This is a genomic window from Streptomyces sp. CA-278952 (genome assembly GCF_028747205.1).
GTDB lineage: Bacteria > Actinomycetota > Actinomycetes > Streptomycetales > Streptomycetaceae > Streptomyces.
This window is the reverse complement of record NZ_CP112880.1, coordinates 546,591-569,615: the sequence shown is the minus strand read 5'-3', so window position 1 is coordinate 569,615 and position 23,025 is coordinate 546,591. Positions and strand designations below refer to the sequence as shown.

The 23,025-nt window shown below is 72.2% G+C and carries 20 protein-coding genes; 9 read left to right on the top strand and 11 right to left on the bottom strand.

The annotated features are described in order from the left end of the window. The first annotated feature begins 94 nt into the window (after positions 1-94). The 3 genes from N7925_RS02430 to N7925_RS02420 all read left to right on the top strand — a co-directional run bounded on the left by N7925_RS02430 (position 95) and on the right by N7925_RS02420 (position 3,825). Complete coding sequence (locus N7925_RS02430) at positions 95-238, top strand: hypothetical protein (protein WP_265597826.1); 144 nt, start codon at positions 95-97, stop codon at positions 236-238. 333 nt (positions 239-571) lie between these two features. Continuing rightward, complete coding sequence (locus tag N7925_RS02425; RefSeq protein WP_265597825.1) at positions 572-2,047, top strand: UDP-N-acetylmuramoyl-L-alanyl-D-glutamate--2,6-diaminopimelate ligase; 1,476 nt, start codon at positions 572-574, stop codon at positions 2,045-2,047. A 227-nt stretch (positions 2,048-2,274) separates the two neighbouring features. After that, complete coding sequence (locus N7925_RS02420) at positions 2,275-3,825, top strand: carboxylesterase/lipase family protein (RefSeq protein WP_274342864.1); 1,551 nt, start codon at positions 2,275-2,277, stop codon at positions 3,823-3,825. A gap of 32 nt (positions 3,826-3,857) precedes the next feature. On the opposite strand, the gene N7925_RS02415 is transcribed toward N7925_RS02420, so the two are convergent. Both N7925_RS02415 and N7925_RS02410 read right to left on the bottom strand, forming a co-directional pair. Beyond that, the gene (locus tag N7925_RS02415) at positions 3,858-4,676 is read right to left on the bottom strand and encodes an ABC transporter ATP-binding protein (protein ID WP_265597823.1); all 819 of its coding nucleotides are present in this window, start codon (positions 4,674-4,676) and stop codon (positions 3,858-3,860) included. Positions 4,677-4,839: 163 nt separating this feature from the next. Next, on the bottom strand, positions 4,840-5,202 hold the full coding sequence (locus N7925_RS02410; protein WP_274342863.1) for a hypothetical protein: 363 nt from the start codon (positions 5,200-5,202) through the stop codon (positions 4,840-4,842). Between the two features lie 110 nt (positions 5,203-5,312). Here N7925_RS02410 and sigJ point away from each other — a divergent pair, with 110 nt between their 5' ends. Further along, on the top strand, positions 5,313-6,212 hold the full coding sequence (sigJ, locus tag N7925_RS02405) for an RNA polymerase sigma factor SigJ (protein WP_274346383.1): 900 nt from the start codon (positions 5,313-5,315) through the stop codon (positions 6,210-6,212). Positions 6,213-6,221: 9 nt separating this feature from the next. Here the strand turns inward: sigJ and N7925_RS02400 are convergent, their stop codons facing one another. After that, positions 6,222-6,797: a GNAT family N-acetyltransferase gene (locus tag N7925_RS02400; protein ID WP_274342862.1), complete on the bottom strand. Its 576-nt coding sequence runs from the start codon at positions 6,795-6,797 to the stop codon at positions 6,222-6,224. 96 nt (positions 6,798-6,893) lie between these two features. After that, entirely contained in the window at positions 6,894-7,934 is a 1,041-nt protein-coding gene (locus N7925_RS02395) for an SCO7460 family lipoprotein (protein WP_274342861.1), read from the bottom strand. Between the two features lie 274 nt (positions 7,935-8,208). Here N7925_RS02395 and N7925_RS02390 point away from each other — a divergent pair, with 274 nt between their 5' ends. The 3 genes from N7925_RS02390 (at position 8,209) to N7925_RS02380 (ending at position 11,957) form a co-directional block, all read left to right on the top strand. Next, positions 8,209-9,354, top strand: a complete 1,146-nt coding sequence (locus N7925_RS02390; protein ID WP_265597820.1) for a S1 family peptidase — start codon at positions 8,209-8,211, stop codon at positions 9,352-9,354. A 405-nt stretch (positions 9,355-9,759) separates the two neighbouring features. Continuing rightward, a complete protein-coding gene (locus N7925_RS02385) occupies positions 9,760-10,884 on the top strand; it encodes a DUF1996 domain-containing protein (RefSeq protein WP_274342860.1) in 1,125 nt (374 codons plus the stop codon). Positions 10,885-11,195: 311 nt separating this feature from the next. Then, the gene (locus tag N7925_RS02380) at positions 11,196-11,957 is read left to right on the top strand and encodes an isocitrate lyase/PEP mutase family protein (RefSeq protein ID WP_274342859.1); all 762 of its coding nucleotides are present in this window, start codon (positions 11,196-11,198) and stop codon (positions 11,955-11,957) included. A 541-nt stretch (positions 11,958-12,498) separates the two neighbouring features. Here N7925_RS02380 and N7925_RS02375 read toward each other — a convergent pair. Genes N7925_RS02375 through N7925_RS02360 form a run of 4 tightly spaced genes read right to left on the bottom strand, consistent with a single transcriptional unit; the run spans position 12,499 to position 17,126 of the window. Further along, positions 12,499-13,857 carry a GH1 family beta-glucosidase gene (locus N7925_RS02375; protein ID WP_274342858.1) on the bottom strand — a complete coding sequence of 453 codons (1,359 nt, stop codon included), beginning with the start codon at positions 13,855-13,857 and terminating at the stop codon, positions 12,499-12,501. A 47-nt stretch (positions 13,858-13,904) separates the two neighbouring features. Next, positions 13,905-14,798: a carbohydrate ABC transporter permease gene (locus tag N7925_RS02370; RefSeq protein ID WP_274342857.1), complete on the bottom strand. Its 894-nt coding sequence runs from the start codon at positions 14,796-14,798 to the stop codon at positions 13,905-13,907. Then, entirely contained in the window at positions 14,791-15,804 is a 1,014-nt protein-coding gene (locus N7925_RS02365) for a carbohydrate ABC transporter permease (protein ID WP_265597815.1), read from the bottom strand. Before N7925_RS02365 ends, N7925_RS02370 begins: the two co-directional genes overlap by 8 nt. Before the next feature lie 11 nt (positions 15,805-15,815). Next, on the bottom strand, positions 15,816-17,126 hold the full coding sequence (locus N7925_RS02360; RefSeq protein WP_274342856.1) for an ABC transporter substrate-binding protein: 1,311 nt from the start codon (positions 17,124-17,126) through the stop codon (positions 15,816-15,818). 142 nt (positions 17,127-17,268) lie between these two features. Here N7925_RS02360 and N7925_RS02355 point away from each other — a divergent pair, with 142 nt between their 5' ends. Next, positions 17,269-18,603, top strand: coding sequence for an ROK family transcriptional regulator (locus N7925_RS02355; RefSeq protein ID WP_265597813.1), 1,335 nt, complete (start codon positions 17,269-17,271; stop codon positions 18,601-18,603). Between the two features lie 179 nt (positions 18,604-18,782). On the opposite strand, the gene N7925_RS02350 is transcribed toward N7925_RS02355, so the two are convergent. Continuing rightward, on the bottom strand, positions 18,783-18,953 hold the full coding sequence (locus tag N7925_RS02350) for a hypothetical protein (RefSeq protein WP_274342855.1): 171 nt from the start codon (positions 18,951-18,953) through the stop codon (positions 18,783-18,785). A 62-nt stretch (positions 18,954-19,015) separates the two neighbouring features. Further along, positions 19,016-20,170, bottom strand: a complete 1,155-nt coding sequence (locus N7925_RS02345; RefSeq protein ID WP_274342854.1) for a LacI family DNA-binding transcriptional regulator — start codon at positions 20,168-20,170, stop codon at positions 19,016-19,018. Between the two features lie 263 nt (positions 20,171-20,433). Between N7925_RS02345 and N7925_RS02340 the strand changes: the two genes are divergently transcribed. Next, positions 20,434-21,801 carry a transglycosylase family protein gene (locus N7925_RS02340; RefSeq protein ID WP_265597810.1) on the top strand — a complete coding sequence of 456 codons (1,368 nt, stop codon included), beginning with the start codon at positions 20,434-20,436 and terminating at the stop codon, positions 21,799-21,801. Here the strand turns inward: N7925_RS02340 and N7925_RS02335 are convergent. Further along, the gene (locus N7925_RS02335) at positions 21,771-22,853 is read right to left on the bottom strand and encodes a DMT family transporter (RefSeq protein WP_274342853.1); all 1,083 of its coding nucleotides are present in this window, start codon (positions 22,851-22,853) and stop codon (positions 21,771-21,773) included. The two genes, N7925_RS02340 and N7925_RS02335, sit on opposite strands and share 31 nt — an antisense overlap. Positions 22,854-23,025: the final 172 nt, after the last annotated feature.

Sequence of the window (23,025 nt, the reverse complement as noted above, 5' to 3'; positions counted from 1 at the left end):
ACGGGCCCCACCCGGGGCCCGCCCCCGGCCGTCCCCGGCCGACAGGGCCCCGGCGGCGGACCGGGGCCCTTCCCACCGCACGTACACTCGGCCCATGGGACCCAGCGCCGAACCGAGGACACGCCCGCACCGGGCCGCCTCCGCGCTGCCCCCGGCCGCCATCCGCGCGGCTGTGCCCCCGGCGCCCGCGGACGCGGCGCCCGGAACGGGCCGTACCGCACTGCACGGCCACGGCTAGCGGTCCACGCGGCGGTTCCCGACAGCAGCATCCGGCGCCCCCCGGCCCCCGGCGTGACCGCCCCGGCCCGCCGCCTCCTCACCCACACCAGCACACCACCGCACCGCCACAGCAGCGCCCCCCCCACCACCTCACCGCCACAGCTACGCCCCCCACCACCTCACCACAACTCCGGCCCGCTGAGCGCCGGAGCTGACCGTCGCCTCCGGCGCTCGCCGGACGCGAGAGTCACGAGCGGCTCCACAGCACCACGCGGCCCACGGCGCACCCGCCCGTGCCGCTTCCCGGCGACGGCCGCACCAGCCGGACGGCGCCGCACTCGAAGGGATCATCGTGAAGCTGAGCGACCTCATGGCCGGGCAGGACCACCACGTGCTGCGGGGAACCCCTGCCCACACGGACGTCACCGCCGGAGCGACGTTCGACGCGGACCGGGTCACCCCCGGCTCCGTCTACGCCGCGGTGCCCGGCCACGCCGCAGGCGGCCCGGAAGCCGTCGCCCCGGCGGTCGCCCGCGGCGCTGTCGCCGTACTCGTCGACGAACAGGCGCCGCCGCTGCCCGCGGCACTGGGCGAGGTGTGCGCCGTACGCGTCCCCGATGTCCGCAGGGCCGCGGCGGTCCTCGCCTCGCGCTACTTCGGCGAACCGGGCCGGGCGATGGACCTGATCGCCATCACCGGCACCAACGGCAAGACCTCCGTCTCGTACATGACCGAGTCGGTGCTGCGGATCGCCGAGGGGGCCAGGGTCGGGGTGATCGGCACTGCGGGCAGCCGCATCGGGGACGAGCCCATCCCGATGCCCCCCTCGGTGCTCACCACGCCGGAATCGCCCGATCTGCAGTACCTGCTGGGGCACATGCGTGACCGCGCCACCGGCAGCGTCGTCCTGGAGGCCACCTCGATGGGGCTGCTGACGCACCGGCTGGACCGTACGTTCATCGATGTCGGCGTCTTCACGAACCTGACCCAGGACCACCTCGACGACCACGGCACCATGGAGAACTACCGGGACGCCAAGCTCCGCCTCTTCCAGGGGCTGTGCCGGCGCGCCGTGGTCAACGCCGACGACCCGGTGGGCGCCGGGATCCGGGAGCTGATGCCCGACGCCGTGACCACGTACGCGCTGGACGGCGACGCGGACTACCGCGCGAGCGATCTCACCGTGGACGCCTCGGGCACCCGGTTCACGCTGCACCACGGCGGCCGCAAGTACCCGGCGGCGATCCCCTCGCCAGGCCGGTTCTCGGTCTCCAACGCGCTGGCCACGGTGGCGGCCTGCCACCTCCTCGGCCACGGTCTGGCCGGGCTGGTCGACGCGCTGGAGCGGATGCCGCAGATCCCCGGCCGTTTCGAACGCCTCCACACCCCCGGCGGCGCCTCGGTGATCGTGGACTACGCCCACTCGCCGGACTCCCTCAGCAAGGTCCTCACCACGATCCGGGGCTTCGCCCGGGCCCGCGTCATCACCGTCTTCGGCTGTGGCGGCGACCGCGACACCACCAAGCGCGCCGAGATGGGCGCCATCGCGGGCGCCCACTCCGACCTGTGCTTCCTCACCTCCGACAATCCCCGTTACGAGGACCCTGAGGCCATCCTCGACGAGATCGCCCCCGGCATCGCGTCGACCGGAACGCCGTTCGAGCGGATCACCGACCGCCGCCTGGCCATCGCCGCGGCGCTCGCGGAGGCGGGGCCGGCGGACATCGTGCTCATCGCCGGCAAGGGCAGCGAACCGCACCAGAGCATCCGGGGCGAACTGCTGCCGTTCAGCGACATGGCCACCGTGCGCGAACTGATCGCCGGATAGGCGGACAGGCGCGCACGCGGGCGGAGCCGCAGGCGAGCAGACGCGTACGCGGGCAGAGGCGCACACACGTGCAGGCGGGCGGGAGACGCGGGAGACCGGGAGGCCAGCAGACCGGGAGACCGGGAGACGGGGCCGAGATCAATCCGGTGGTGGTGGCGCCTGGGGTCCGGCATGCTGACCCGGCCGCGCCGAACGCCGGACGGGGCAGCAACGGGGGAGTGGGAGCCGTGGACGTCTTCACGACGAAGTCCGGCAGGGTACGGGGGCGCCGCGCCGCCCGGGACCACGCCATCGTCGCCGTACTCGGACTCCCCTACGCGGCACCGCCGTTCGGCGCCCGCCGGTTCCGGGAGCCGCAGCCGGCGGAACCCTGGGACGGCGTGCGGGAGTGCACCGCCTTCGGACCGGTGGCCCCCCAGTCGGCCGAACTGCCGGGCGCGCCGGGTTGGTCGCCCGGTGACGAGGACATCCTCACGCTCAACATCTGGACGCCCGCCGACGGGCCGGGCGACCTGCCCGTGCTGGTCTGGATCCATGGCGGCGCCTACGTCTTCGGGTCCTCGGCCCAGCCCGACTTCGACGGCACCGCGCTGGCGGGCCGGGGGCTCGTCGTCGTCACCCTCAACAGCCGCCTCGGCTTCGAGGGGTTCGGCCAGGTGCCGGAACCTCCGGACGCCCCCAGCGGCATGCCCGGGCTCGACAGCGGCGCCACGGCCTTCCCCGGCAACCGGGGCCTCCTCGACCAGATCGCCGCCCTGGAATGGGTCCGGGACAACATTTCCGCGTTCGGCGGCTCGCCCGACCGGGTCACCCTGGCCGGACAGTCGTCGGGCGCCACCTCCGCTGCCTGTCTGACGGTGGCCGACCGGGCACGCGGCCTGTTCCGCCGTGCCGTCCTGCACAGCGCCGTCAACGCCTTCGCCACGGTGGAGCAGGCGGCCCGCACCACCGCCGAGGTCGCGGCGGCGGCCGGGGTGCCCGCCACACGTGCCGGGCTGCTCGCCGCCCCGCCCGAGGCCCTCGTGGCCGCGACGGACCGGGTCTGCGAGCGGTACGCACAGGACCCCGGCTCGGGGCGGCGCCACTACGACCCGGCGATCTTCGGCCCGGTCGCCGACGGCGTCCTCCTGACCGCCGACCCGCTGGAGGCACTGGCGACCGGAGCGGGCGGCGTGGTGGAGCTGCTGGTCTGCCACACCACGGAGGAGTACTGGCTCCTGGACGCGGTCGGCAGCAGCGCGAAGGTCACATCGGAGGAGCGACTGGCCGTCTTCGCCGCCGACTTCGGGCTTCCTCCGTCGCTCGTCGAGGGCCACCGGGAGCTCCTGCCGGACGCGCCGGTCCTCGATGTCTACCTGACCCTCTCTTCCGGCCTCCTGTTCGCCGAGTACAGCGCCCGCCTCGCCGAGGCCCACGCCCTGGCCGGTGGCCGGGCCTTCCTCGCCCGTTTCGACCGCCGCCGGGACCGCGCGGGGCGGCGGGTGCGCGCCTGGCACAGCGCGGACATTCCGTTCGCCTTCGGCAACCTCCACGAGGAGAGCGTCCACTTCCTCGTCGGCGGCCCGCCCGGACCGGCCGACGAGGAACTCTCCCGGCGCATGACCCGTGCCTGGGCCGGGTTCGCCGCCCATGGCGATCCGGGCTGGCCGCCCCTCGACGGGCCCGCCGGGAGCGGGGCGACGGTACGGGTCTGGCGTACGGCGGCGGAAGAACCCGCGGGGGAGCACGGTTACCGCGATCTGTGGCGTACGGCCGGACTGCCGTTGCTGGAGCCCTGAGGCCCCCTTCCCGCAGCGACCCGGCTTCCCCCCTACCCGAAGCCGCCCGAGCGGGCCAGCCAGCGGCCCGCGTGCCGTGACACCTCGATGGGGCGGCCGAAACAGGCGGTCATGCGCTCCTGGGTGAGGACGTCCTCGACCGCCCCCGCGGCGAGGACGCGGCCCTCACGCAGGAGCAGGGCGTGACCGATCGCCGGGGAGAGCTCCTCCACGTGGTGCGTGACGGTCACCGTCGACAACTCCGGCCGGTGCACGGCGAGATGACGCATGGTGTCGACGAGGTCCTCGCGCGAGGGCAGATCGAGTGCGTTGAACGGCTCGTCGAGCAGCAACAGGGCCGGATCCGCCATGAGGGCGCGGGCGATGAGGATCCGGGCGCGCTGTCCGCCCGAACAGACGCCGTACGGGCGATCGGCGAGCTCCTTGATGTGGAGTTCGGCGAGCAGTCCGTGGGCACGCTCGCGCACCTCGTCGTCGTACGACTTCCACAGCGGCTGGACGGTGCCGGAGTGGCCGGTGAGGACGGTGGCGTGACCGGTCAGGTCCCCCGGGACGCGCTGGGAGGTGGAGACATGGCCGATGCGGGTGCGCAGCTCCCGCACGTCGACGCGGCCGAGCCGGTGGCCGAGGACGTCGACCGTGCCGGTGGTGGGGAAGGCGGTGGCGCCGACGAGCCGCAGGACGCTGGTCTTGCCCGCCCCGTTGGGGCCGAGCAGCGCCCAGTGCTCGCCCGCACGGACGGTCCAGCCGACGCTGTCGAGGATGACCTGGCCGGTGGTGTGGCGGCGCATGCTCACGCCGTCGAGGGCGACGACGATACGCCCGTGACTGTTGCCGGTGTTCCCGTCCATGCCGTCGTCCGGCCCCTTCGCGTCGGTGATTACCGCGTCTGCCGTTCGGAGGGTAGCTGTAGTCGGCATTTATCCGCGTGGGTGACTGCATCGCGAACACGGACCGGTCCTGACCGGTCCTGACCGGTCTGACCGCCCTCCCCGTGTCCCGTCGCGACGGGCCTCAGCGGCGGGCCAGGGCGAGCAGGCTCAGCCCGAACATCAGGACCCCCAGGGGGAGATGGACCGACGGCAGGTGCGCGATGCCGACCGCGACCTGGACCGAGGCCAGGACCAGGAAGCCGGACGCGTACAGGATCGGCCGGGGCGGGCCGCCCCCCGGCTTCCAGGCCAGCACCGCCGCGAGTACGTACAGCATCGACGCCCCGTACATCACGCGCGCGCCGACGCTGTGCAGCGTCTCCCCGTAGGACGAGGTCATCAGCAGTCCGGAGGAGACCGCTTGAAGGAAGATCGTCAGAGTCTGCAGGGCGATCGCGATCCGCAGGAACGGGAACGCGCGCCGTGTCGGCACCCAAGTGGCCATGCCATGCCCCTTTTCCGCCCGTGGGCAGTCGATCGATAAGGTCTCACCAACCCGACGACACGGGCCGGCGAAAGGTAAGGCGAGGGGGCCGGAGCATGGTGGTCCGGAGCATGGGGGCGGCGGGTACGGGCGCCGGGGGGACGGCCGGTGAGCGCGGCCGACTGATCAATGTGGCCTACCGGTTGCTCGGATCGCTCGCCGAGTCCGAGGACGCCGTGCAGGAGGCCTTCGCACGCTGGTACACACTGCCGCGGAGCCGCCGGGACGAGATCGTGTCGCCCGGCGCCTGGTTGACGACCGTGACCGGCCGCATCTGCCTGGACGTGCTCGGCTCGGCGCGGGTCCGGCGCGAACGCTACGTCGGCGCGTGGCTGCCCGATCCCCTGCCCGACCCCGTCGAGCGCGGCGGCGGCCGGGGCTCCGACCCCGCGGACCGGATGGTCCTGGACGAGTCGGTGACCATGGCCTTCCTCGTGGTCCTGGAGACGATGACCCCCGCCGAGCGCGTCTCGTTCGTCCTGCACGATGTCTTCCGCTACCCCTTCGCGGAGATCGCCGACGTACTCGGCCGGACCCCCGCCGCCTGCAAGCAGCTCGCGTCCTCCGCCCGGCGACGAGTGTCCGACGCCCGGACTCCGGTGGCGGCGGACGCGCGGACCGACGTGGTGCGGCGGGTCAAGGAGGCCTGGGAGAACAAGGACATCGCGGCCCTCGTCGGCCTCCTCGACCCGTCCGCCGTGATGACCGCCGACGGCGGCGGTCTGGTCGGTGCCGCCCTGCGCCCGATCGAGGGAGACGCGCGCATCGCCTCGTACATGGTCGCCATCGCCGACCGGGCCCCGGGGCTGGAACTCCTGGAGCGGTCGGTCAACGGTGCGCCGGGCCTGGTGGCCCTGCGGGGCGGTGTCGTCCTGACCGTGGCCTCGTTCGACGTGACCGAAGGCCGCGTCGCCCGGATCTGGGTGGTCCGCAACCCGGAGAAGCTGCGGCCGTGGGTGCCGCGGGGGTGACGATCGCCGTTACCCGCGCAGGTCGAGCCGCATCAGGACGCGGGGATGGCCGGCCAGAACCGAGGTGGTGTCGGCGGCGTGGGTGAACCCGGCGCGCTCGAAGTTTTTCCGGATCCCGGGGTACGCCATCGTCAGATCGACCTTGGCGTCACCGCTGTCGAGCGGGTACGCCTCGACCGCCGGCGCACCGTGGGCGCGGGCGAACTCGACCGCACCGGCGATCAGCTCGTGCGAGATCCCCTTTCCGCGGTGGCTGGGGCGAACCCGGATGCACCACAGGGACCAGACCGGCAGGTCGTCGACGTGCGGGATCTTTCGGCTGCGGGCGAAGGAAGTGTCCGAGCGCGGTGCCACGGCGGCCCAGCCCACCGGCTCGTCGGCGTCGTAGGCGAGCACCCCCGGCGGGGGCTCCGCACGGCACAGCCCGGCGGCATACTCACCGCGCGCGGGACCGCGGAGCTCGGTGTCGAGCGTGGACGGAATCCGGTAGCTCAGGCACCAACAGACGTGGGCCTTCGGTGACTTCGGACCGACCAGGGTGCGAACATCTTCGAACACCGAGGCCGGGCGAAATGCGATGGTCATGGCGCCACGATCCCACGACACACCCGGCGACGCCCGCAGGGAACCGCGCTCGCCCGCGCCGGGAGCGAGCAGTCGGGGCCTCGGGTCGCCCCGTCCTCAGTACGGCGGCAGTCGCAGCATCCCGGTGCCCTCGCGTACGTCGTGCACGAGCCGGATCTTCCCCACCAAAGTGCCGTGCTCGTCCGTGGTCACCAGGGCCGCGTCGTCGCTGTTGACGCACTGCCCGCGCGCGTCCGGTTCGGGGCAGAACAGGACGTAGCCGGTCTGCCGGTCGACGCGGCCCGGCTCCAGCCGCCAGATCCACTGGTAGGTGCTCATGACCACCCGGGGGTAGGTGGCGCGCAGTTGCTCCTTCAGCGCGTTCTGCACGGTGTCGCCGAACTTCTGGCGCTCCCGGAACGGGCGGACGACCCGGGCGCTGCCGGTCGTGTCGACCCGGCCCGCCCCGATCTCGTAACTCGCCGAGAAATAGGCGTGCTCGGTGAGCGAGGCCAGGAGGTCCGGCCGGGTCAGCCGCATCACGGTGGGCCACGACTCCCGGCCCCGGTCACGCCGGTCGGCGACGGAGGGGGAGACCACGTTCACGTAGGACCCCTGAGCCTTCGCCAACGTGCTGTCGGCCCCGCTCGCCGTGACCCAGCGCTGGACGCACTCCCCGATCTCGCCGAGCACCTTCGCGACGGTGGCGTTCGTCAGCTCGGCCACGACGTAGGGCGGGGTGCCGGTCGGGCCCAGGGCGACGACCTCGTAACCGCAAGCGTCGAAGGCGTCCCTGAGCGTACGGAAGTCCTCGGCCTGCTGCCGCCCGCGCTTCACGGCTTCGGCGAGGACGCCCGCGCAGTCCTTGCGGTCGCACGTGCCCTCGTCCGCCGCGTCCGTGTCGATGCGGAGCCGGACCACGGCGTCGCGGTCGTCGGTCACCGCGAACGTGACCTCCGAGCCGCCGGAGCCCGGGAAGAGCGTGCGTGCTCCGATCGCCTCGAGCTGCCCCGGGAAGTGCTTATCGGCCAGTTCCTCCGCCACCCGGCGGTCGTCATCGGTGTCGACCACTCCGCACGCGCCCAACATCAGGACCAGGGAACCCGCCAGCGTGCCGGTCAGCGCGGCTCTCCACCGTCTGCGGCGTGATCCGGTCATGATCAGCTCCTCCATCTGGCCCCGCCCTCCGTTCCTGTGACAGTAGGACGAGTGCCTGCGGGCCGGATGAGTACGCCTACTCAGCCCGGTGTGCGGCGTCCTCGCGCACCTCTTCCGACCCATCGTCTCCATTGGCATGGACCTGACTATCGAACTCCGCTACAGTCCGGGACGGCGCATCTGAGAGCGCTCTCAAACAGCATGATCGGTATGCGCTCCCGGATGCCTCCCGTTCCATCCCCACGTCGCTGGAACAACAGGAAGGGTCACTCCCTTGAGACACGCAACCGTGCTGCGGACCGGTCTGTCCGCACTCCTGCTCCTCGGTGCCTGGGCCGCCGCCGGCCCGTCGTCAGCCTCCGCCGCCCCCGCCGACTCCGCGGAGGCCCCCGCTTCCGCGGCCCTGCTCACCGCGATGCAGCGCGACTTCGGCCTCACCGAGGGCGAGGCCGTCGCGAGGCTCGCCGACGAGAAGGCGGCCACCGCCCTGGAGCCGAAGGCTCAACGCGCCGCGGGCTCCGCCTTCGGCGGGTCCTGGTTCGACGCGAGGACCGGCAAGCTGGTCGTCGCCGTCACGAACGCCGAGAAGGCCGATGCCGTACGAGCCGCCGGCGCCGACGCCCGGCTCGTCGAGCACTCGGCGAAGAGGCTCGACGCGGCGAAGGCCCGCATCGACGCCCTGTCCGCCCCGTCCGGCGTGAGCAGCTGGCACGTCGACCCGGCGACCAGCAGCGTCGTCGTGAACGTCGTCGCGTCCGAGCAGGGTGACAACGATGTCCGGTCCTTCGTCGCCCAGGCCCGCGAGGCCGGCCCCGTGACCGTGGAGACGACCGCCGAGGCGCCGCAGACCTTCGCCGCGGGAACGGTCGGAGGCGACCCGTACTACACGGGCAACGTCCGCTGCTCGATCGGCTTCTCCGTCCACGGCGGCTTCGTCACCGCCGGGCACTGCGGCGGCGCGGGCCAGTCCGTGCGCGGCTGGGACGGCTCGGCCATCGGCAACTTCCAGGGCTCGTCCTTCCCCGGCAACGACTACGCCTGGGTGAACGTGGCCAACGGCTGGTGGACCGTGCCGGTCGTCCTCGGCTGGGGCACCGTCTCCGACCAGCTGGTCCGGGGCTCGAACGAGGCGCCGATCGGCGCGTCCATCTGCCGCTCCGGCTCCACCACGCGCTGGCACTGCGGCAGGGTCCTCGCCAAGAACGAGACCGTCAACTACAGCCAGGGCGCCGTGCACCAGATGACCAAGACGAGCGTCTGCGCCGAGGGAGGCGACTCCGGCGGGTCGTTCATCAGCGGCGACCAGGCCCAGGGCGTCACCTCCGGCGGCTGGGGCAACTGCTCCGGCGGCGGGGAGACCTGGTACCAGCCGGTCAACGAGATCCTCAACCGGTACGGGCTGACCCTGCACACCGCGTGATCCGGGGGAGCCGTCCCGCCGCCCTCCCCGGCGGAGCGGCTCCCGCCGACGGGTGAGGGCGCCCGGCCGTGAGCGTTCCGGGCGGCCGGATCCCGCCGACTCAGCGCATGCCCCCTGTGAGCGGCCCCGCCGACGTGCGGGGCCGCTTCCGTGTGAGGGCCCGCCGGGAGAGCGTTTTCCCGATGCCCAACAGCCTTTGCCCGACGCATCGTTCACCAGCTATTGACACCCTCTCGACAGCGGCGCAACACTGACACCGCTTCGGAGAGCGCTCTCCCAGATTCTGCGGTCCGTCGGCCTCGTGACGCGCAGGGCGGAGTCTCTTCCCGGCTGCACCGTCCAGCTCACCCTTTCCCCCCACCGTGCACCCGATGTGCAGGGATGAAGAGCGGCATGGAGGTTCCTATGGTGACAAGACTCAACAGAACGTCCCGAACGTCCCTGGTGTCCGCCCTGATCGTGGCGACCGCCCTGGCGTTGGTCGCGCTCGGGCTCACCGCGATCACGAACGCCGGGGCGACCGCCGCCGAGGCGGCCCCGCCCGCGTCCGACAAGCCCGCGGCGGCCTCGCACGTCATGCAGGGCCACAGGATGGCGCCGGCGAAGCCCGTCGCGTTCGGGGACGACCCCGACGGCGACGGCTACATTCCGGCGGATCCGCCGGTCACAGGAGTGGAGCCGTCCGACGAGATCCCGCCGCACCGCTACTTCCACGAGTTCCAGGCCAACTGCTCGGTCAGCCACACCGCTCCGGACGACCCGATCGTCTACCCGGGCCAGGCCGGCGCGTCGCACGACCACACGTTCATGGGCAACGACACCACGAACGCGAACAGCACCACCGCGTCCCTGAGCGCGGGCGGAACCGCCTGCCTCGCGCCCGGCGACCGGTCCGCCTACTGGATGCCGACCCTTTACAACGGGAACGAGGAGATCCGCCCGGTCGGCCCCCAGACCATCTACTACAAGGCCGGAGTGACCGACTACCGCACCGTGCGGCCTTTCCCCGAGGGACTGCGGTTCGTCGTCGGCAGCCCCACGCAGAGCGCCCAGGAGTTCCGCGACCACCCCGGCATGGTCGAGGGGTACGAGTGCGGGGAGAGCTACCACAACTACGACTTCCCGGCCGCCTGCCCGACCAGCCGGGACACCCAGCTCAACCTGCGCATGCAGGCGCCCAGTTGCTGGGACGGCAAGCACCTGGACACCCCTGACCACAAGGCCCACATGGCCTATCCGATCGTGATGGGGGCCAACCAGGACGTCTGCCCGACGAGCCACCCGGTCGCCCTGCCGATGATCGAGTTCAAGATGGCGTGGCCGGTCAACGGTGACATGTCGCGGGTGAGACTGGCCAGCGGCACCGGTCACTCCTTCCACTACGACTTCTTCAACGCCTGGGACGACGCCACGCTCGACGCCCTGGTCGACCACTGCATCGTCGGTGCTCTCCAGTGCAACGCCCGTGGCTACGACGAGAACAACCCGGGTGAGGGAGCGGTTCTGGACGAGAACTACGAACTGCCCTGACCCTGCCCGCCGCGTCTCCCTCGTGGGTGCGCCGCGCCCATGAGGGAGAGCGCTCTCCAAGGGTCGCGGTCAATCCACGGCTTCGACCTGTCCGGCTTCCCCGGCACCCCGTGGGGCTCCTCGCTCTACGAGTACGGCGTCTACCGGAGCTGATCCGGCAGGGCCAGGTAGCCCTCCGCGCCGTCCCGTCCCCGCTGCCGGCGCGGAGGGAGCCCGCTGCGGCCACGGGCACCCGTGACCGCAGCGGGCTCCTCGCGTTCGCACGTTCGGCCGCGGCCCGTCCGCACGTCGCGCGGGGTAGCGTGCTCGGCATGGACCTTCGTACCACCGTTGAGCGCGCTCAACGCCTCAAGCAACTGCACGCCGAGCACAGGCCCCTCGTGCTGCCGACCGTCTGGGACGCCTGGTCGGCGCGGACAGCTGCCGACGCCGGGTTCCCCGCGCTGACGGTCGGCAGCCATCCGCTCGCCGATTCCCGGGGGGCCGCGGACCAGGAGGGGCAGACCTTCGAGGAGGTGCTCTCCGCCGTCAGGCTGATCATCGCGGCGGTCGACGTCCCCGTCTCCGTGGACCTGGAGGCCGGCTACGGACAGCAGCCCGCCGATCTCGTCGCCGGTCTCATCGAGGTCGGCGGCGTCGGCCTCAACATCGAGGACACCGTCCACGCGGAGGGCGGACGTGTACGGAGCACGCAGGAGCACGCGGCCTACGTCGCCGGCCTGCGCGCGGCGGCCGACGCGGCGGGAGTCCCGGTCTGGATCAACGGGCGCACCGACCTGTTCCTGCACGCGGAGGATGCCTCCGCCGTTCTCGACGAGGCCATCGAGCGGCTGCGGGCCCTGGAGCAGGCGGGCGCCGACAGCGTCTACCCGGTGCGCATCCAGGACGACGACGAACTGCTCGCGGCGGTGACGGCCGCCGTCTCCGTGCCGGTGAACTCCACGGCCCATCCGGTCAAGCACGATCTCGAGCGCTTCCGCCGCCTCGGCGTCGGCCGGATCACCTACGGCCCGCTGCTGCAATTCGCGATGACGGACGCGATGAAGGACATGCTGGGGCCGTGGGCCCCCTAGGGCGTGTTTCGAAAGTCCCGCCTGCTCGGCGACGCCTGGCACGCACGCTCGCCGCGTTGTCGGGATCACCCCGATACATCCAGTATCGGGGCGACCCTCCGCCTTGCGATCGCACGCACCAGACGCCGCCGAGCCCGCCCTCCGGGCGGACGGCGCTACTTTCGAAACACGCCCTAAGGGCCCTCGCGTCATTCCCGGTGGATCAGCGCGCGGCGTCGGACGCGGAGCGTCGCAAGGCGGAGGGACGTCCGCATGCCGGATGTACGGGGGCGTTCCGGCACGCGGCGAGGTGCCGTAGTTGTCGTCGCGCATCTCCCGGACCGCCTCCGGGGCCCGCACAGTCGGCTGGGCGTTGGACCGCGAAGCGATCGCATTCCTCGGCAGGTCAGTGCAGCGTGGCTCTGGTTCCGCAACAACCTTTCGGCCTGTCCGCACCCTCGTCCTGATGCCGTCCTGATTCCGTCCCGGGACGGAACGCCTCCGGCCGCGGCGAGGGATTCGCCGCGGCCGGAGGGGGCCGGCAGGAGCCGGTGGGGGAGGGTCAGACGGCCGCCCGGCCGCGCCGCTCCGTGTGCTTCCGGACCAGCTCCGCGTACCGGTGGCCGCTGCTCTTGACCGTACGGCGCTGGGTCGCGTAGTCCACGTGGACCAGACCGAACCGCTTGTCGTAGCCGTACGCCCACTCGAAGTTGTCCATCAGCGACCAGGCGAAGTACCCGGCCAGCGGGGCTCCCCTGTCGACCGCGCGGGCGCAGGCGGCGAGGTGCTCCTCCAGGTACCGGACGCGCTCCGGGTCGTGGACCGAGCCGTCCGCCGCGACGACGTCCTCGTACGCCGAGCCGTTCTCGGTGACGTAGATCCGCTGGACGCCGTACTCCTCGGTCAGGCGCAGCAGCAGTCGCTCCAGGCCCTCCGCGTGGACCTCCCAGTCCATGTGCGTGAGCCGCGCGCCGGGGACGGAGACCTGCTTGGCGTGCGGTGCCGGCCCGTCGGGGTCGGCGGTGACGATCTGCCGGAAGTAGTAGTTGAGCCCCATCCAGTCCAGCGGTGCGGCGATCGTCTCCAGGTCGCCCGGCCGGACCGGGAGTTCGACCCCGTACAGCTCCACCATGTCCTGCGGGTAGCCGCGCCCCAGGATCGGGTCCAGCCACCAGCGGTTGATGTGGCCGTCGGCGCGGCGGGCCGCGGCGAGGTCGGGCCCGCTCGTGCTCGCGGGCTCGATCGGGCTGAGGTTGTTGACGATGCCGACCCGGGCGTCCGAGGAGGCCGCCCGGATCGCCCGCACGGCCAGACCGTGGCCCAGGTGCAGGTGGTAGGAGGCCCGCACGGCGGCGGTCAGGTCGGTGAGACCCGGCGCCATCCGGCCCTCCAGGTGACCGATCCAGGCCGAGCACAGCGGCTCGTTGAGCGTCGCCCAGTCCTTGACCCGGTCGCCCAGGCGCTCCACCACGTGGGAGGCGTACGCCGCGAAGTGCTCCGGGGTCTCCCGTACGGTCCAGCCGCCCCGGTCCTGGAGCGCCTGCGGCAGGTCCCAGTGGTAGAGGGTGGCGAACGGGGTGACCCCGGCCTCCAGGAGGCGGTCCACGAGCCGGTCGTAGAAGTCCAGGCCCGCCTTGTTGACCGGCCCGTCGCCGCCGGGCACGACGCGCGGCCAGGCGATCGAGAAGCGGTAGGCGTCCGCGCCGAGCTGCTTGATCAGGCCGATGTCCTCGGGGACCCGGTGGTAGTGGTCGCAGGCCACGTCGCCCGTGTCGCCGTTGTCGATCGTGCCGGGGGTGTGCGAGAACGTGTCCCAGATCGAGGGGGAGCGGCCGTCCTCGGCCACGGCTCCCTCGATCTGGTACGCGGCGGTGGCGACGCCCCAGGTGAAGTCCGCCGGGAGGGCGTTGAGGTCGGACACGTGCTGCCTTTCGGTCGGGGGCGACGGACGGCTCTCGCCGGGGGAGGTCACTTCACGGCTCCCGCGGTGAGACCGGCGACCAGATAGCGCTGGAGGAGCAGGAACCCGGCGACGATCGGGACGCTGACGACGAGGGACGCGGCCATGACCTGGTTCCAGTACACGTCGTTCTGCGTGGCGTAGCCCTGGAGGCCGACGGAGAGGGTCCGGGTGGCGTCGTTCGTCATGACGGAGGCGAAGAGGACCTCGCCCCAGGCCGTCATGAAGGAGTACACCGACACCGCCACGATTCCCGGGACGGCGGCCGGCACGACGACCTGGAAGAGAGCGCGGACGGGCCCGCAGCCGTCGACCAGGGCCGCTTCGTCGAGGTCCCGGGGGATGGAGTCGAAGTACCCGATCAGCATCCAGATGGAGAACGGCAGCGAGAACGTCAGGTAGGTGAGGATGAGCCCGCCGCGCGAGCCGTACAGCGCGACGCCGGTGCTGTTGCCGATGTTGACGAAGATGAGGAACAGCGGGAGCAGGAAGAGAATCCCCGGGAACATCTGCGTGGACAGCACCGTGACGGTGAAGACCCGCTTGCCCCGGAACCGGTAGCGGCTCACCGCGTAGGCGGAGAACACCGCGAGGGTCACCGACAGCACCGTCGCCGAGCCCGCCACGATCAGCGAGTTGACGAAGTACTTGGCGAGCGGAACGGTCTCCCAGATGTCGAAGTACGGCTGGATCGTCAGCGTGGACGGGATCCACTGGAACTTCCCCGACACGTCCTGGAGCGGCTTCAGCGAGCTGCTGACCATCACGTAGACGGGCAGCAGGACGAAGCCGGCGAGCAGGGTCAGGACGATGCGGCGGGTCCAGAGGAAGGACTGCGGCGCGGCCATCGGCGAGCGATCCCGCGACCGGGCGGTGCGGGTGGGCCGCGTGAGGCTAGACATCGGCGCCCTTCCTTCCACGCGAGGTGAGGAACAGGTAGACGGCGGTCACGACCAGGAGGAAGAGCAGCAGCAGGACCGACATCGCGGATCCGGTGCCGAAGTTCCAGGTGACGAACGACGACTGGTAGATGTGGATCGAGATCAGGTCCGCGCTCTCCGGGGCCGACTTCCCGAACAGGACGTACGGGGTGTTGAAGTCGTTGAACGTCCACAGGAAGAGCACGAGGACCAGCACCTGGTTGACCGGGCGCAGCGAGGGCAGCGTGATCCGGCGGATCTGCTGCCAGATGCCGGCGCCGTCGATCGAGGCGGCCTCGTACAGCTCGCGCGGGATGTTCTGGAGCCCGGCCATCAGCATGAGGAAGGCGAACGGCCAGCCCTTCCACACCGAGACGATGATCAGGGCGTAGATGCTGTTGTCACCGATCAGCCAGAACGACGGCTCGTCGGTGATGCCGAGCTGGTCGTGCAGGACGTGGTTGACCAGCCCGTTGTCCCGCTGGAACATGAACGCCCAGGTGATGACGGCCGCGTAGACCGGCAGGGCGTACGGGACGAGGAAGATCGCCCGCAGGATGCCCCGCCCCCGGAAGCTCTCCTGGAGGAGGATCGCCGCCGCGGTGCCGAACAGCCAGGCGAACCCGACCGAGAAGAACGTGAAGACGCAGGTCACGAAGAACGAGTGGAGCAGGGCCTCACCGATCGGCGCGTCGAAGTCGACGGCGATGCTGTAGTTGTCGAAGCCGATCCAGGGCGCCGCGCCCCAGTTGCTGATGAAGAACTGCGTGAGCTGCCGGAAGCTCATCACGATCCCGATGACCATCGGGATGATGTGGATGAGGAGTTCGAGCAGGACGGCGGGCAGGAGCAGGAGATAGGGCAGTCCGCCTTGGCGGATCCGGTCGGGGATGCGCGGCAGTCTCCTGCGCGCACCCCCGGTGCCCCGACTCGTACCCTTGCCGGTCGACTTGTCGACCTCGGGGTTCGTGGTGACGGTGGCGGTCATGGATCAGGGCCTCACTGCTGCATCGTCTGCTGGGCCTTTTCCAGGCGCGCCTTGACGGAATCGGTGGTCACCGGGCGTCCGGCGGCGGCGTCCGCCCACAGCTCCTTGACCGCGGTGCCCACGGCCGTCTCGAACTGCGACTCGTTCGGGACCTGGGGGAGCGGGGCGGCGCTGGTGGCGAGGGTGTCGCGCAGAACCTTGAGGTCGGGGGCCCCGAAGGCTTCGTCGGCCTGGGCGGCCTTGACCGGCGGGATCGAGCCGTAGGTCTTGTTGAGCAGCTTCTGCTCGGCGTCGCTCGTCATGAACTTCACGAACTTCTTCGCGCCGTCGATGTTCTTGGTGTTCTTGAAGACGGCCATGTTGATGCCCGCGACCATGGAGTTGGTCTGCTTGCCCGCGCCCGGGACGCCCGAGGGGACCGGCACCGGGGCCGCGCCCCAGTCCTCGGGCTTCATGCCCTGGGCGGCGAAGGTGGAGGCGGCGGCCTGCCACAGCACCATCGCCGTTTTCCCCTTGGCGAAGTCGGTGAGCGACTGGTTCTGGGCGTACTCCGCGTTGCCCGGAGCGATGATCTTGTCCTCGGCCATGAGGTCGATGTACTGCTTCACCGCCGCGACCGCACCGTCGGAGGTGAAGGTCGCCCTGCCGTCCTTGTCGAAGAAGTCGGCGCCGTGCTGCTGGGCCAGGACGAAGGTCTGGTGGATGTTGTTGGAGAGGTTGCCGCCCTCGGCGCCCAGCCCCCACTTGCCGTCCTTGGATATCTTCTTGCCGGCCGCGACCAGCTCGTCCCAGGTGGCCGGGGGCTTCTCGACGCCCGCCTCGGCGAACATCTTCTTGTTGTAGTAGAGGGCGTACGCCAGTGAGTACAGCGGCACCGCGGCGGGCGGCTCGCCCTCCTTGCCGGCCGAGGCGACCGCCGAGTCGACGAAGCGGTCCCGGCCGCCGATCGCCTCGAAGTTCTTCTCGTCCCACGGCAGGAGCGCGCCGGTCGCCTGGAGCGAGGCCGACCAGGTGTTGCCGATGTTCAGCACGTCCGGGCCCTGGCCGGAGCTGGTGGCGGCGAGGATCCGGTTCAGCAGGTCGGCCCACGGCACGACCTCCAGCTTCACCTTGATCCCGGTCTCCTTCTCGAACTTCTTCAGCTCGGGAGTGAGGATCTCCTTGTCGGCCTCGATGCTGGGGCCCTGGTTGGACGCCCAGTAGGTGAGGGTCTTCGGCGACTCGTTGCTGCCGCCCGAGGTCGTCCCGCCGCCGCAGCCGGTGGCGACTACGGCGATGGCGAGGGCGAGGGTGGCGGCGCTTGCGGCTCTGACATGACGCATGAGAGGTGGCCCCTTTCCGGGGATGGCTGCGTTCGGAAACCGAACGGCCTCCATGACTTAATTTATGCCGTGATTTAAGAGGTGAAAGAAGGTCGCGTCAAGGTCTGGGACCGGGGTATGTTCCTGGACGGGAAGGAGCAACATGGCCGAGCGCAACAGACGGACCGTGCGTGACCTGCGAAGGGGCAATCGGGCGAGGGTATTGCAACGGTTGTATTTCGACGGACCGCTGAGCCGTCAGGAGCTCGGACCGGTCACCGGCCTGAGTTCGGGATCCGTCAGCAACGTCGTCGCGGAGCTCTCCGCCGAGGGCCTGCTGGAGGAGGCCGGCGTCGTCGACTCGGACGGTGGCCGCCCCCGTACGCTGCTGCGCGTCGCCCCGGACGGCGGACTGCTCGTCGGCATCGACATCGGCGAGACCCGGGTCCGTGTCGAGCTGTTCGACCTCTCCCTCACCGAACTGGCCCGCACCGAGAGGCTGCTGGCCCAGCACGGCTACGACGTCGACCGCATCGTCGCCCACGTCCGCACCGGCGTAGCGGACGTGCTGCGCGACGCGGGCGCCGACCCGAGCCGGCTGCTCGGCATCGGCATCGGGGTCCCCGGCATCATCGAGCGCGACGGACCCGAAGGGCCCGACGGCACGCGCGGCGCGGTGGTCCACGGCCAGACCATCGGCTGGCGCGCGGTCCCCTTCGAGCAGCTGCTGCGCGAAGCGGTCGACGTCCCGCCCGAGGTGCCGCTGTTCATCGACAACGGCGCCAAGACGCTCGGCCAGGCCGAGATGTGGTTCGGCGGCGGCCGGGGCGCGGGCGCCGCCGCCATCGCCCTCATCGGCTCGGGCGTGGGCGCCTGCGTCGACCGCGGCGACATCCTCGACGAGGACCGCACGAGCCTCGCCCTCGAATGGGGCCACACCACCGTCCAGTTGCGCGGCCGCCGGTGCCGCTGCGGCTCCATCGGCTGCCTGGAGGCGTACGCGGGCGCGGAAGCCCTGCGCGAGCGCTGGCGCGAGGCGGGCGGCCCGCTGCCCGAGGACGCCGACGACGAGACGGCGCTCGCCGCCCTGCTCGCCGCCGCCTACCCGGGAGGCGACGGTCCCACCCCGGACCCGGTGGCGCTCTCGCTGCTCGACGAGACGGCCGAATGCCTCGGCGCGGCCCTCGCCGACCTGATCAACCTCTTCCTGCCCGAGCGGATCCTCATCGGCGGCTGGGCGGGTCTGCTCATCGGCCCCCGTCTGCTGCCCGACATCCGCCGGTACGCGAACGAGTACGCCCTGCGCCACGCGGCGGCCCGCACCACCATCGAGATGGGCCGCCTCGGCCCGGACGCGGTCACCGTGGGCGCCGCGACGCTCCCGCTCGCCGACTTCCTCACCCGGGGCGGCAGCCGCCCCGGGCCGGGCGGCTCCGGCGCGCCGCCCCGTACGCCCGTCCAGGCGGTCCGGGAACGCCACCGCACCCCGATGGGCTGAGCGCGGGATGTCCGCGTGACGCGTCCCCCGCCCGCGGGCCGGCCAACGTGTCGCCCGGCACGTGGGCGGCGTCGCCGCCGCGCCTCAGCGGGCCGTGTCCCGCGCGGGGCCGGGGCTCCCGGCCCACCGTGATCCGCCGGACGACGCGGGCCCCGGTCAGCCCGGTCTCCGCGGCGACCTCAGGCAGGACGGCCGGCTCCGGATCCGCCCGGCGCGACGCCGCCCGTCGGCACCTGGGTGCCGGCCTCGGGACAGTCCGCATGGTCGAACACCAGCAGGGCCGGGCAGGGGTGACGCCGGATCACCTGGGCGGCGATCCTGAGACGAGGCCCGGTCGGGGGTGAGGTCATACGGGCATCCTCGCCCATGTCCGCGCACCCCCGCCCGCCGGGCCCGGGGGGCTCCACCCGGATCAGGCCGAGCCCCGCACCACCAGCTCCGGTTCGAAGATCACGGAGGTCACCGGAGCGCCCGGCCGGGCCAGCCGGTCCAGCAGGAGGCGCGTCATCTCGGCGGCCATCCCCTCCACCGGCTGGCGGACCGTGGTCAGCGGCGGGCGGCAGGCCAGGGCCGCGCTGCTGTCGTCGAAGCCCACCACCGCCACGTCCCCCGGAATCGAGCGGCCGTGCTCCCGCAGGACGTGGCAGGCCCCCAGGGCCATCAGGTCGTTGGCGGCGAAGACTCCGTCCAGGTCCGGATGGTCCGCCAGCAGCCGCTCCATCGCCGTCTCGCCGCTCTCCTGGGTGAACCGGCCCTCGACAACGGGGACGTACGGGTGCCCGTGGCGTGCCATGGTGTCCCGGAAACCCGTCAGGCGGGCCTGGCCCGCCGGCACGTCCAGCGGGCCGCTGATCGTCGCGATCCGGCGGCAGCCCCGGTCCAGGAGATGCTCGGCCGCCAGCCGCGCGCCGTCCTGGTGCGCGAGGTCGACATAGCTCACCGGGACCGTCCGCGACGGGCGCGCGTACAGGACGGCCGCCAGGCCGGCGTCCGCGAGCAACCCGGGCAGCGGGTCCTCGGCGTGCGTCGAGACGACCAGGGCCCCGTCCGCGCTGCCCTGCCTCAGGTACGCCACCACCTCCTCGCGCGCCCGTGAGGTCTCCGCGAACATCAGCACCGGGTGCATCCCGCGCGGACGCAGGTAGTCGACCACCCCGGTCACCACCCGGCCGAAGAACGGGTCGGCGAACACCTGCGCGGTGAACGAGCCCGAACTCCCGCCGCTGCCCTCGTCCTTCCCGGAGACCCGGCCTCCGGGAAGGACGTCGGCGCGGCCCCCCTCCCCGGACGCTGCGGTGCCGGAGTCGCTCCGGGCCGCCTCCGGCTCGACGCCCGCGCCCGACACCACCAGGGCGATGGCGTCCGCCCGTCGGGTCACCAGGGACCTGGCCGCCCGGTTGGGCGTGTAGCCCGTCACGGAGACCGCCTGACGCACGGCCTCCTGGATCACCGGGTCCACATTGCGCACCCCGTTGACGACCCGGGAGACGGTGGCGCGCGAGACGCCGGCCGCCCGCGCCACGTCCTCCAGGGTGGGCGCTCCGGCCGAGCGCGAATCATCCGTCATGGGCGCCTTTATAGCACTCGCGGAGAGCGCTCTCCTTCGATCTGGTCCAGGCGGGGCGAGGTGAGGAGTCCGACCCGGGGAGGAGCGGAGGGGAGGAGCGTGTGGGGGCGGAGCGGAAGTAGAGGACGGCCGGGCGGCCGGGCTGCCGGGGGTCGGAATCCGGCCATGGACCGGCCGAGTATCACGTTTTGCTTGTGATCAGTCACTGTGCGGACCTACGTTGCCCCTTGCGACATGACCCGAAGCCAGTGGGGGAGCCACGTATGGCCGCGAACGGACGGCACCGCAGATACCAGCCGAGCCGGATCAACCGTGCCTCGCTCACGGTGACGGCGAGCGGCGCGGGCATCGCGCTTCCGCTCATCACCGCGGCGTCGGCGGGGGCCGCACCGGTCGAGGTCTGGGAGAAGGTCGCCGCCTGCGAGTCCAGCGGCAATTGGGACGTCAACACGGGCAACGGCTACTACGGAGGCCTGCAGTTCAGCGGCTCCACCTGGTCGGCCTTCGGCGGCACGCAGTACGCGCCGCGCGCCGACCTCGCCACCCGGGACCAGCAGATCGCCGTCGCCGAGAAGGTGCTTGACGGCCAGGGCCCCGGCGCCTGGCCCACCTGTTCCGTACGCGCGGGGCTCACCCGGGGCGGGGACGCGCCCGGGGCCGCCCCGGAGGCGGAGACCGACACGCAGAGCGCGGGAAGCCGGCCGGTCAGGGCCGCGGCGCCGCAGAGCGCGCCGCCCCGGCAGCCGGTGACCCGTCCCGTCGAGGCGACGCCCACCCATGTGCCGGGCAAGCGCGACGCGTACACCGTCGCGAGTGGCGACTCCCTCTCCGGGATCGCGTCCGCGCAGCGGGTGCGCGGCGGCTGGCAGGGCCTCTACGCGGCCAACCGCACCGTCGTCGGGGGCGACCCGGACCTCATCTTCCCCGGGCAGCGGTTGAGCCTCGACCAGAGCCGGGCGTCGAAGGCGGGGGAGGGGAAGAGCCCCGGACAGCCCGCGCGGAAGGCCGCCCCGAAGCCCCCGGCGGCGACGCCCGAGGCGAAGAAGGCGGATCAGCGCAAGGCGGAACCCAAGAAGGAAGCACCCGCGCAGGCCGCGCCCAAGAAGGAAGCCCCGAAACAGCGGGCCCCTGAGAAGACGGCCCCGAAGCAGCAGGCGCCGAAGAAGGAAGCGCCGAAGAAGGAAGCGCCGAAGAAGGAGCGCCCCGCTCCGGAGCGTGCCGTGAAGCACTCCGGTTTCAGCGCCCCGGTCTCCGCCGGCACCGGCACCCCCTACCGGCAGGCCGGCGGCTGGTCCAGCGGCTATCACACCGGCGTGGACTTCCCCGTGCCCACCGGGACATCGGTGAAGTCGGTGGCCCCGGGCCGCGTCGTCTCGGCCGGCTGGGCCGGAGCGTACGGCTACGAGGTCGTCATCCGGCACAGCGACGGCAAGTACAGCCAGTACGCCCACCTCTCCGCGCTCCACGTGCGTGCGGGGCAGTCGGTCTCCGGTGGGCAGCGCATCGCCCGCTCCGGCTCCACGGGCAACAGCACAGGCCCGCACCTGCACTTCGAGATCCGCACGGGCCCCGGCTACGGCTCGGACGTCGACCCGCTCGCCTACCTCCGGGCAGGCGGCGTCAGGGTCTGAAACGTTCGGTCGGAGCGGGAGCGGCGCAGGGTGGCTCCACCGCGCCGCCGCTGCTCCGCGAGCGGACCGGGCGGGCCGAACTCCAGCTGCGGCACCGCCTGCCCCGGCGCCAGGGGCGACGGCAGCTGCGTCATGGGCAGCTGCCCCGACGCCGGGTCCGGCACGGCCGGTGACGGCGAGGGGGGAGCCTCGGCCCCCGCTTCCGTACCCGGCTCCGGGGCGTGCTCCTTGCCCAGCCGCTCCCGCGTCAGCATGATCAGGCCGCCGGCGGCCAGCGCCCCGCAGGAGAGGGCCAGGACGGTGCCCGGGACGCCGAGGCGGAAGTGCTCGCCGAACAGCGTGAGGCCGATCGCGGCGGCCACCACCGGGTTGACCACCGTCACCGTCGCGAGCGGAGCGGTGAGCCCCGCGCCCCGGTAGGCGGCCTGCGAAAGGAACAGGCCCGCCGCCGCGAGCCCGGCGATCACCAGCAGCGGGAGCGCGCCCGAACGCAGCGAACCGGACGTCCACTCCACGGCCACGGTCTTGGTGAACACCGAGGCCATGCCGAACGCCGCGCCCGCGCCCGTGGCCAGGACGATGCTGCGCAGGACCGGCCGGCGCAGCGTACGGGCGAGCACGACGAGCGCGCCGACGGCCCCGAACGTCACCGAGGCCAGCAGCGCCTGCTCGGGACCGTTCAGGGTGTGCGGCTCGGCGTTGCCCGTGAGCGCCAACAGTCCGCCGAGCCCGGCCGTCGCCATCAGGGCGCCGCGCCAGGCCGTCGCCCCCGCCCTCCGCCCGACGAACAGGGCCGCCATCGGCAGGGCGAAGACGATCGTCAGCGCGCCGAGCGGCTGGACCAGGCTGAGCGGACCGTACGCGAGCGCCACCACATGCAGGACCGCACCGGTCCCGTTGAGGAGGACGGCGGCCCACCACACGCCGTTGCGCAGCAGGGCCTGCCACGCGTTGTCACCGGTCGCGGCCACGCGCTCCTGGACGATCGCCCCGGCCGCGTAGGCGACCGCGGAGACCAGTGACAGCAGCACGGACAACGCAAGGGAACTCATGTACACCACGATGTCCCGTCCGGGGCCCCGCGTCGTCGTCCTTGAGACTGCACTTCGGCCTACTGCCCCAGTAGTACGCCCGACGGACCGACGTCCTCCTCCCGACGGTAGTCCTCTCGTCCCCGGACGTCAGAAGTTGTCGCCAGGCGGATACGGTGAGCCGCGAGAGCGA

Bases quoted from the DNA above. Each gene is read 5' to 3' on its own strand.
- N7925_RS02430 (WP_265597826.1), top strand. From the start codon at position 95: ATGGGACCCAGCGCCGAACCGAGGACACGCCCGCACCGGGCCGCCTCC.
- N7925_RS02415 (WP_265597823.1), bottom strand. From the start codon at position 4,676: ATGGACGGGAACACCGGCAACAGTCACGGGCGTATCGTCGTCGCCCTC.
- N7925_RS02410 (WP_274342863.1), bottom strand. From the start codon at position 5,202: ATGGCCACTTGGGTGCCGACACGGCGCGCGTTCCCGTTCCTGCGGATC.
- sigJ (WP_274346383.1), top strand. From the start codon at position 5,313: ATGGGGGCGGCGGGTACGGGCGCCGGGGGGACGGCCGGTGAGCGCGGC.
- N7925_RS02400 (WP_274342862.1), bottom strand. From the start codon at position 6,797: ATGACCATCGCATTTCGCCCGGCCTCGGTGTTCGAAGATGTTCGCACC.
- N7925_RS02395 (WP_274342861.1), bottom strand. From the start codon at position 7,934: ATGACCGGATCACGCCGCAGACGGTGGAGAGCCGCGCTGACCGGCACG.
- N7925_RS02385 (WP_274342860.1), top strand. From the start codon at position 9,760: ATGGTGACAAGACTCAACAGAACGTCCCGAACGTCCCTGGTGTCCGCC.
- N7925_RS02380 (WP_274342859.1), top strand. From the start codon at position 11,196: ATGGACCTTCGTACCACCGTTGAGCGCGCTCAACGCCTCAAGCAACTG.
- N7925_RS02370 (WP_274342857.1), bottom strand. From the start codon at position 14,798: ATGTCTAGCCTCACGCGGCCCACCCGCACCGCCCGGTCGCGGGATCGC.
- N7925_RS02365 (WP_265597815.1), bottom strand. From the start codon at position 15,804: ATGACCGCCACCGTCACCACGAACCCCGAGGTCGACAAGTCGACCGGC.
- N7925_RS02360 (WP_274342856.1), bottom strand. From the start codon at position 17,126: ATGCGTCATGTCAGAGCCGCAAGCGCCGCCACCCTCGCCCTCGCCATC.
- N7925_RS02355 (WP_265597813.1), top strand. From the start codon at position 17,269: ATGGCCGAGCGCAACAGACGGACCGTGCGTGACCTGCGAAGGGGCAAT.
- N7925_RS02350 (WP_274342855.1), bottom strand. From the start codon at position 18,953: ATGACCTCACCCCCGACCGGGCCTCGTCTCAGGATCGCCGCCCAGGTG.
- N7925_RS02345 (WP_274342854.1), bottom strand. From the start codon at position 20,170: ATGACGGATGATTCGCGCTCGGCCGGAGCGCCCACCCTGGAGGACGTG.
- N7925_RS02340 (WP_265597810.1), top strand. From the start codon at position 20,434: ATGGCCGCGAACGGACGGCACCGCAGATACCAGCCGAGCCGGATCAAC.
- N7925_RS02335 (WP_274342853.1), bottom strand. From the start codon at position 22,853: ATGAGTTCCCTTGCGTTGTCCGTGCTGCTGTCACTGGTCTCCGCGGTC.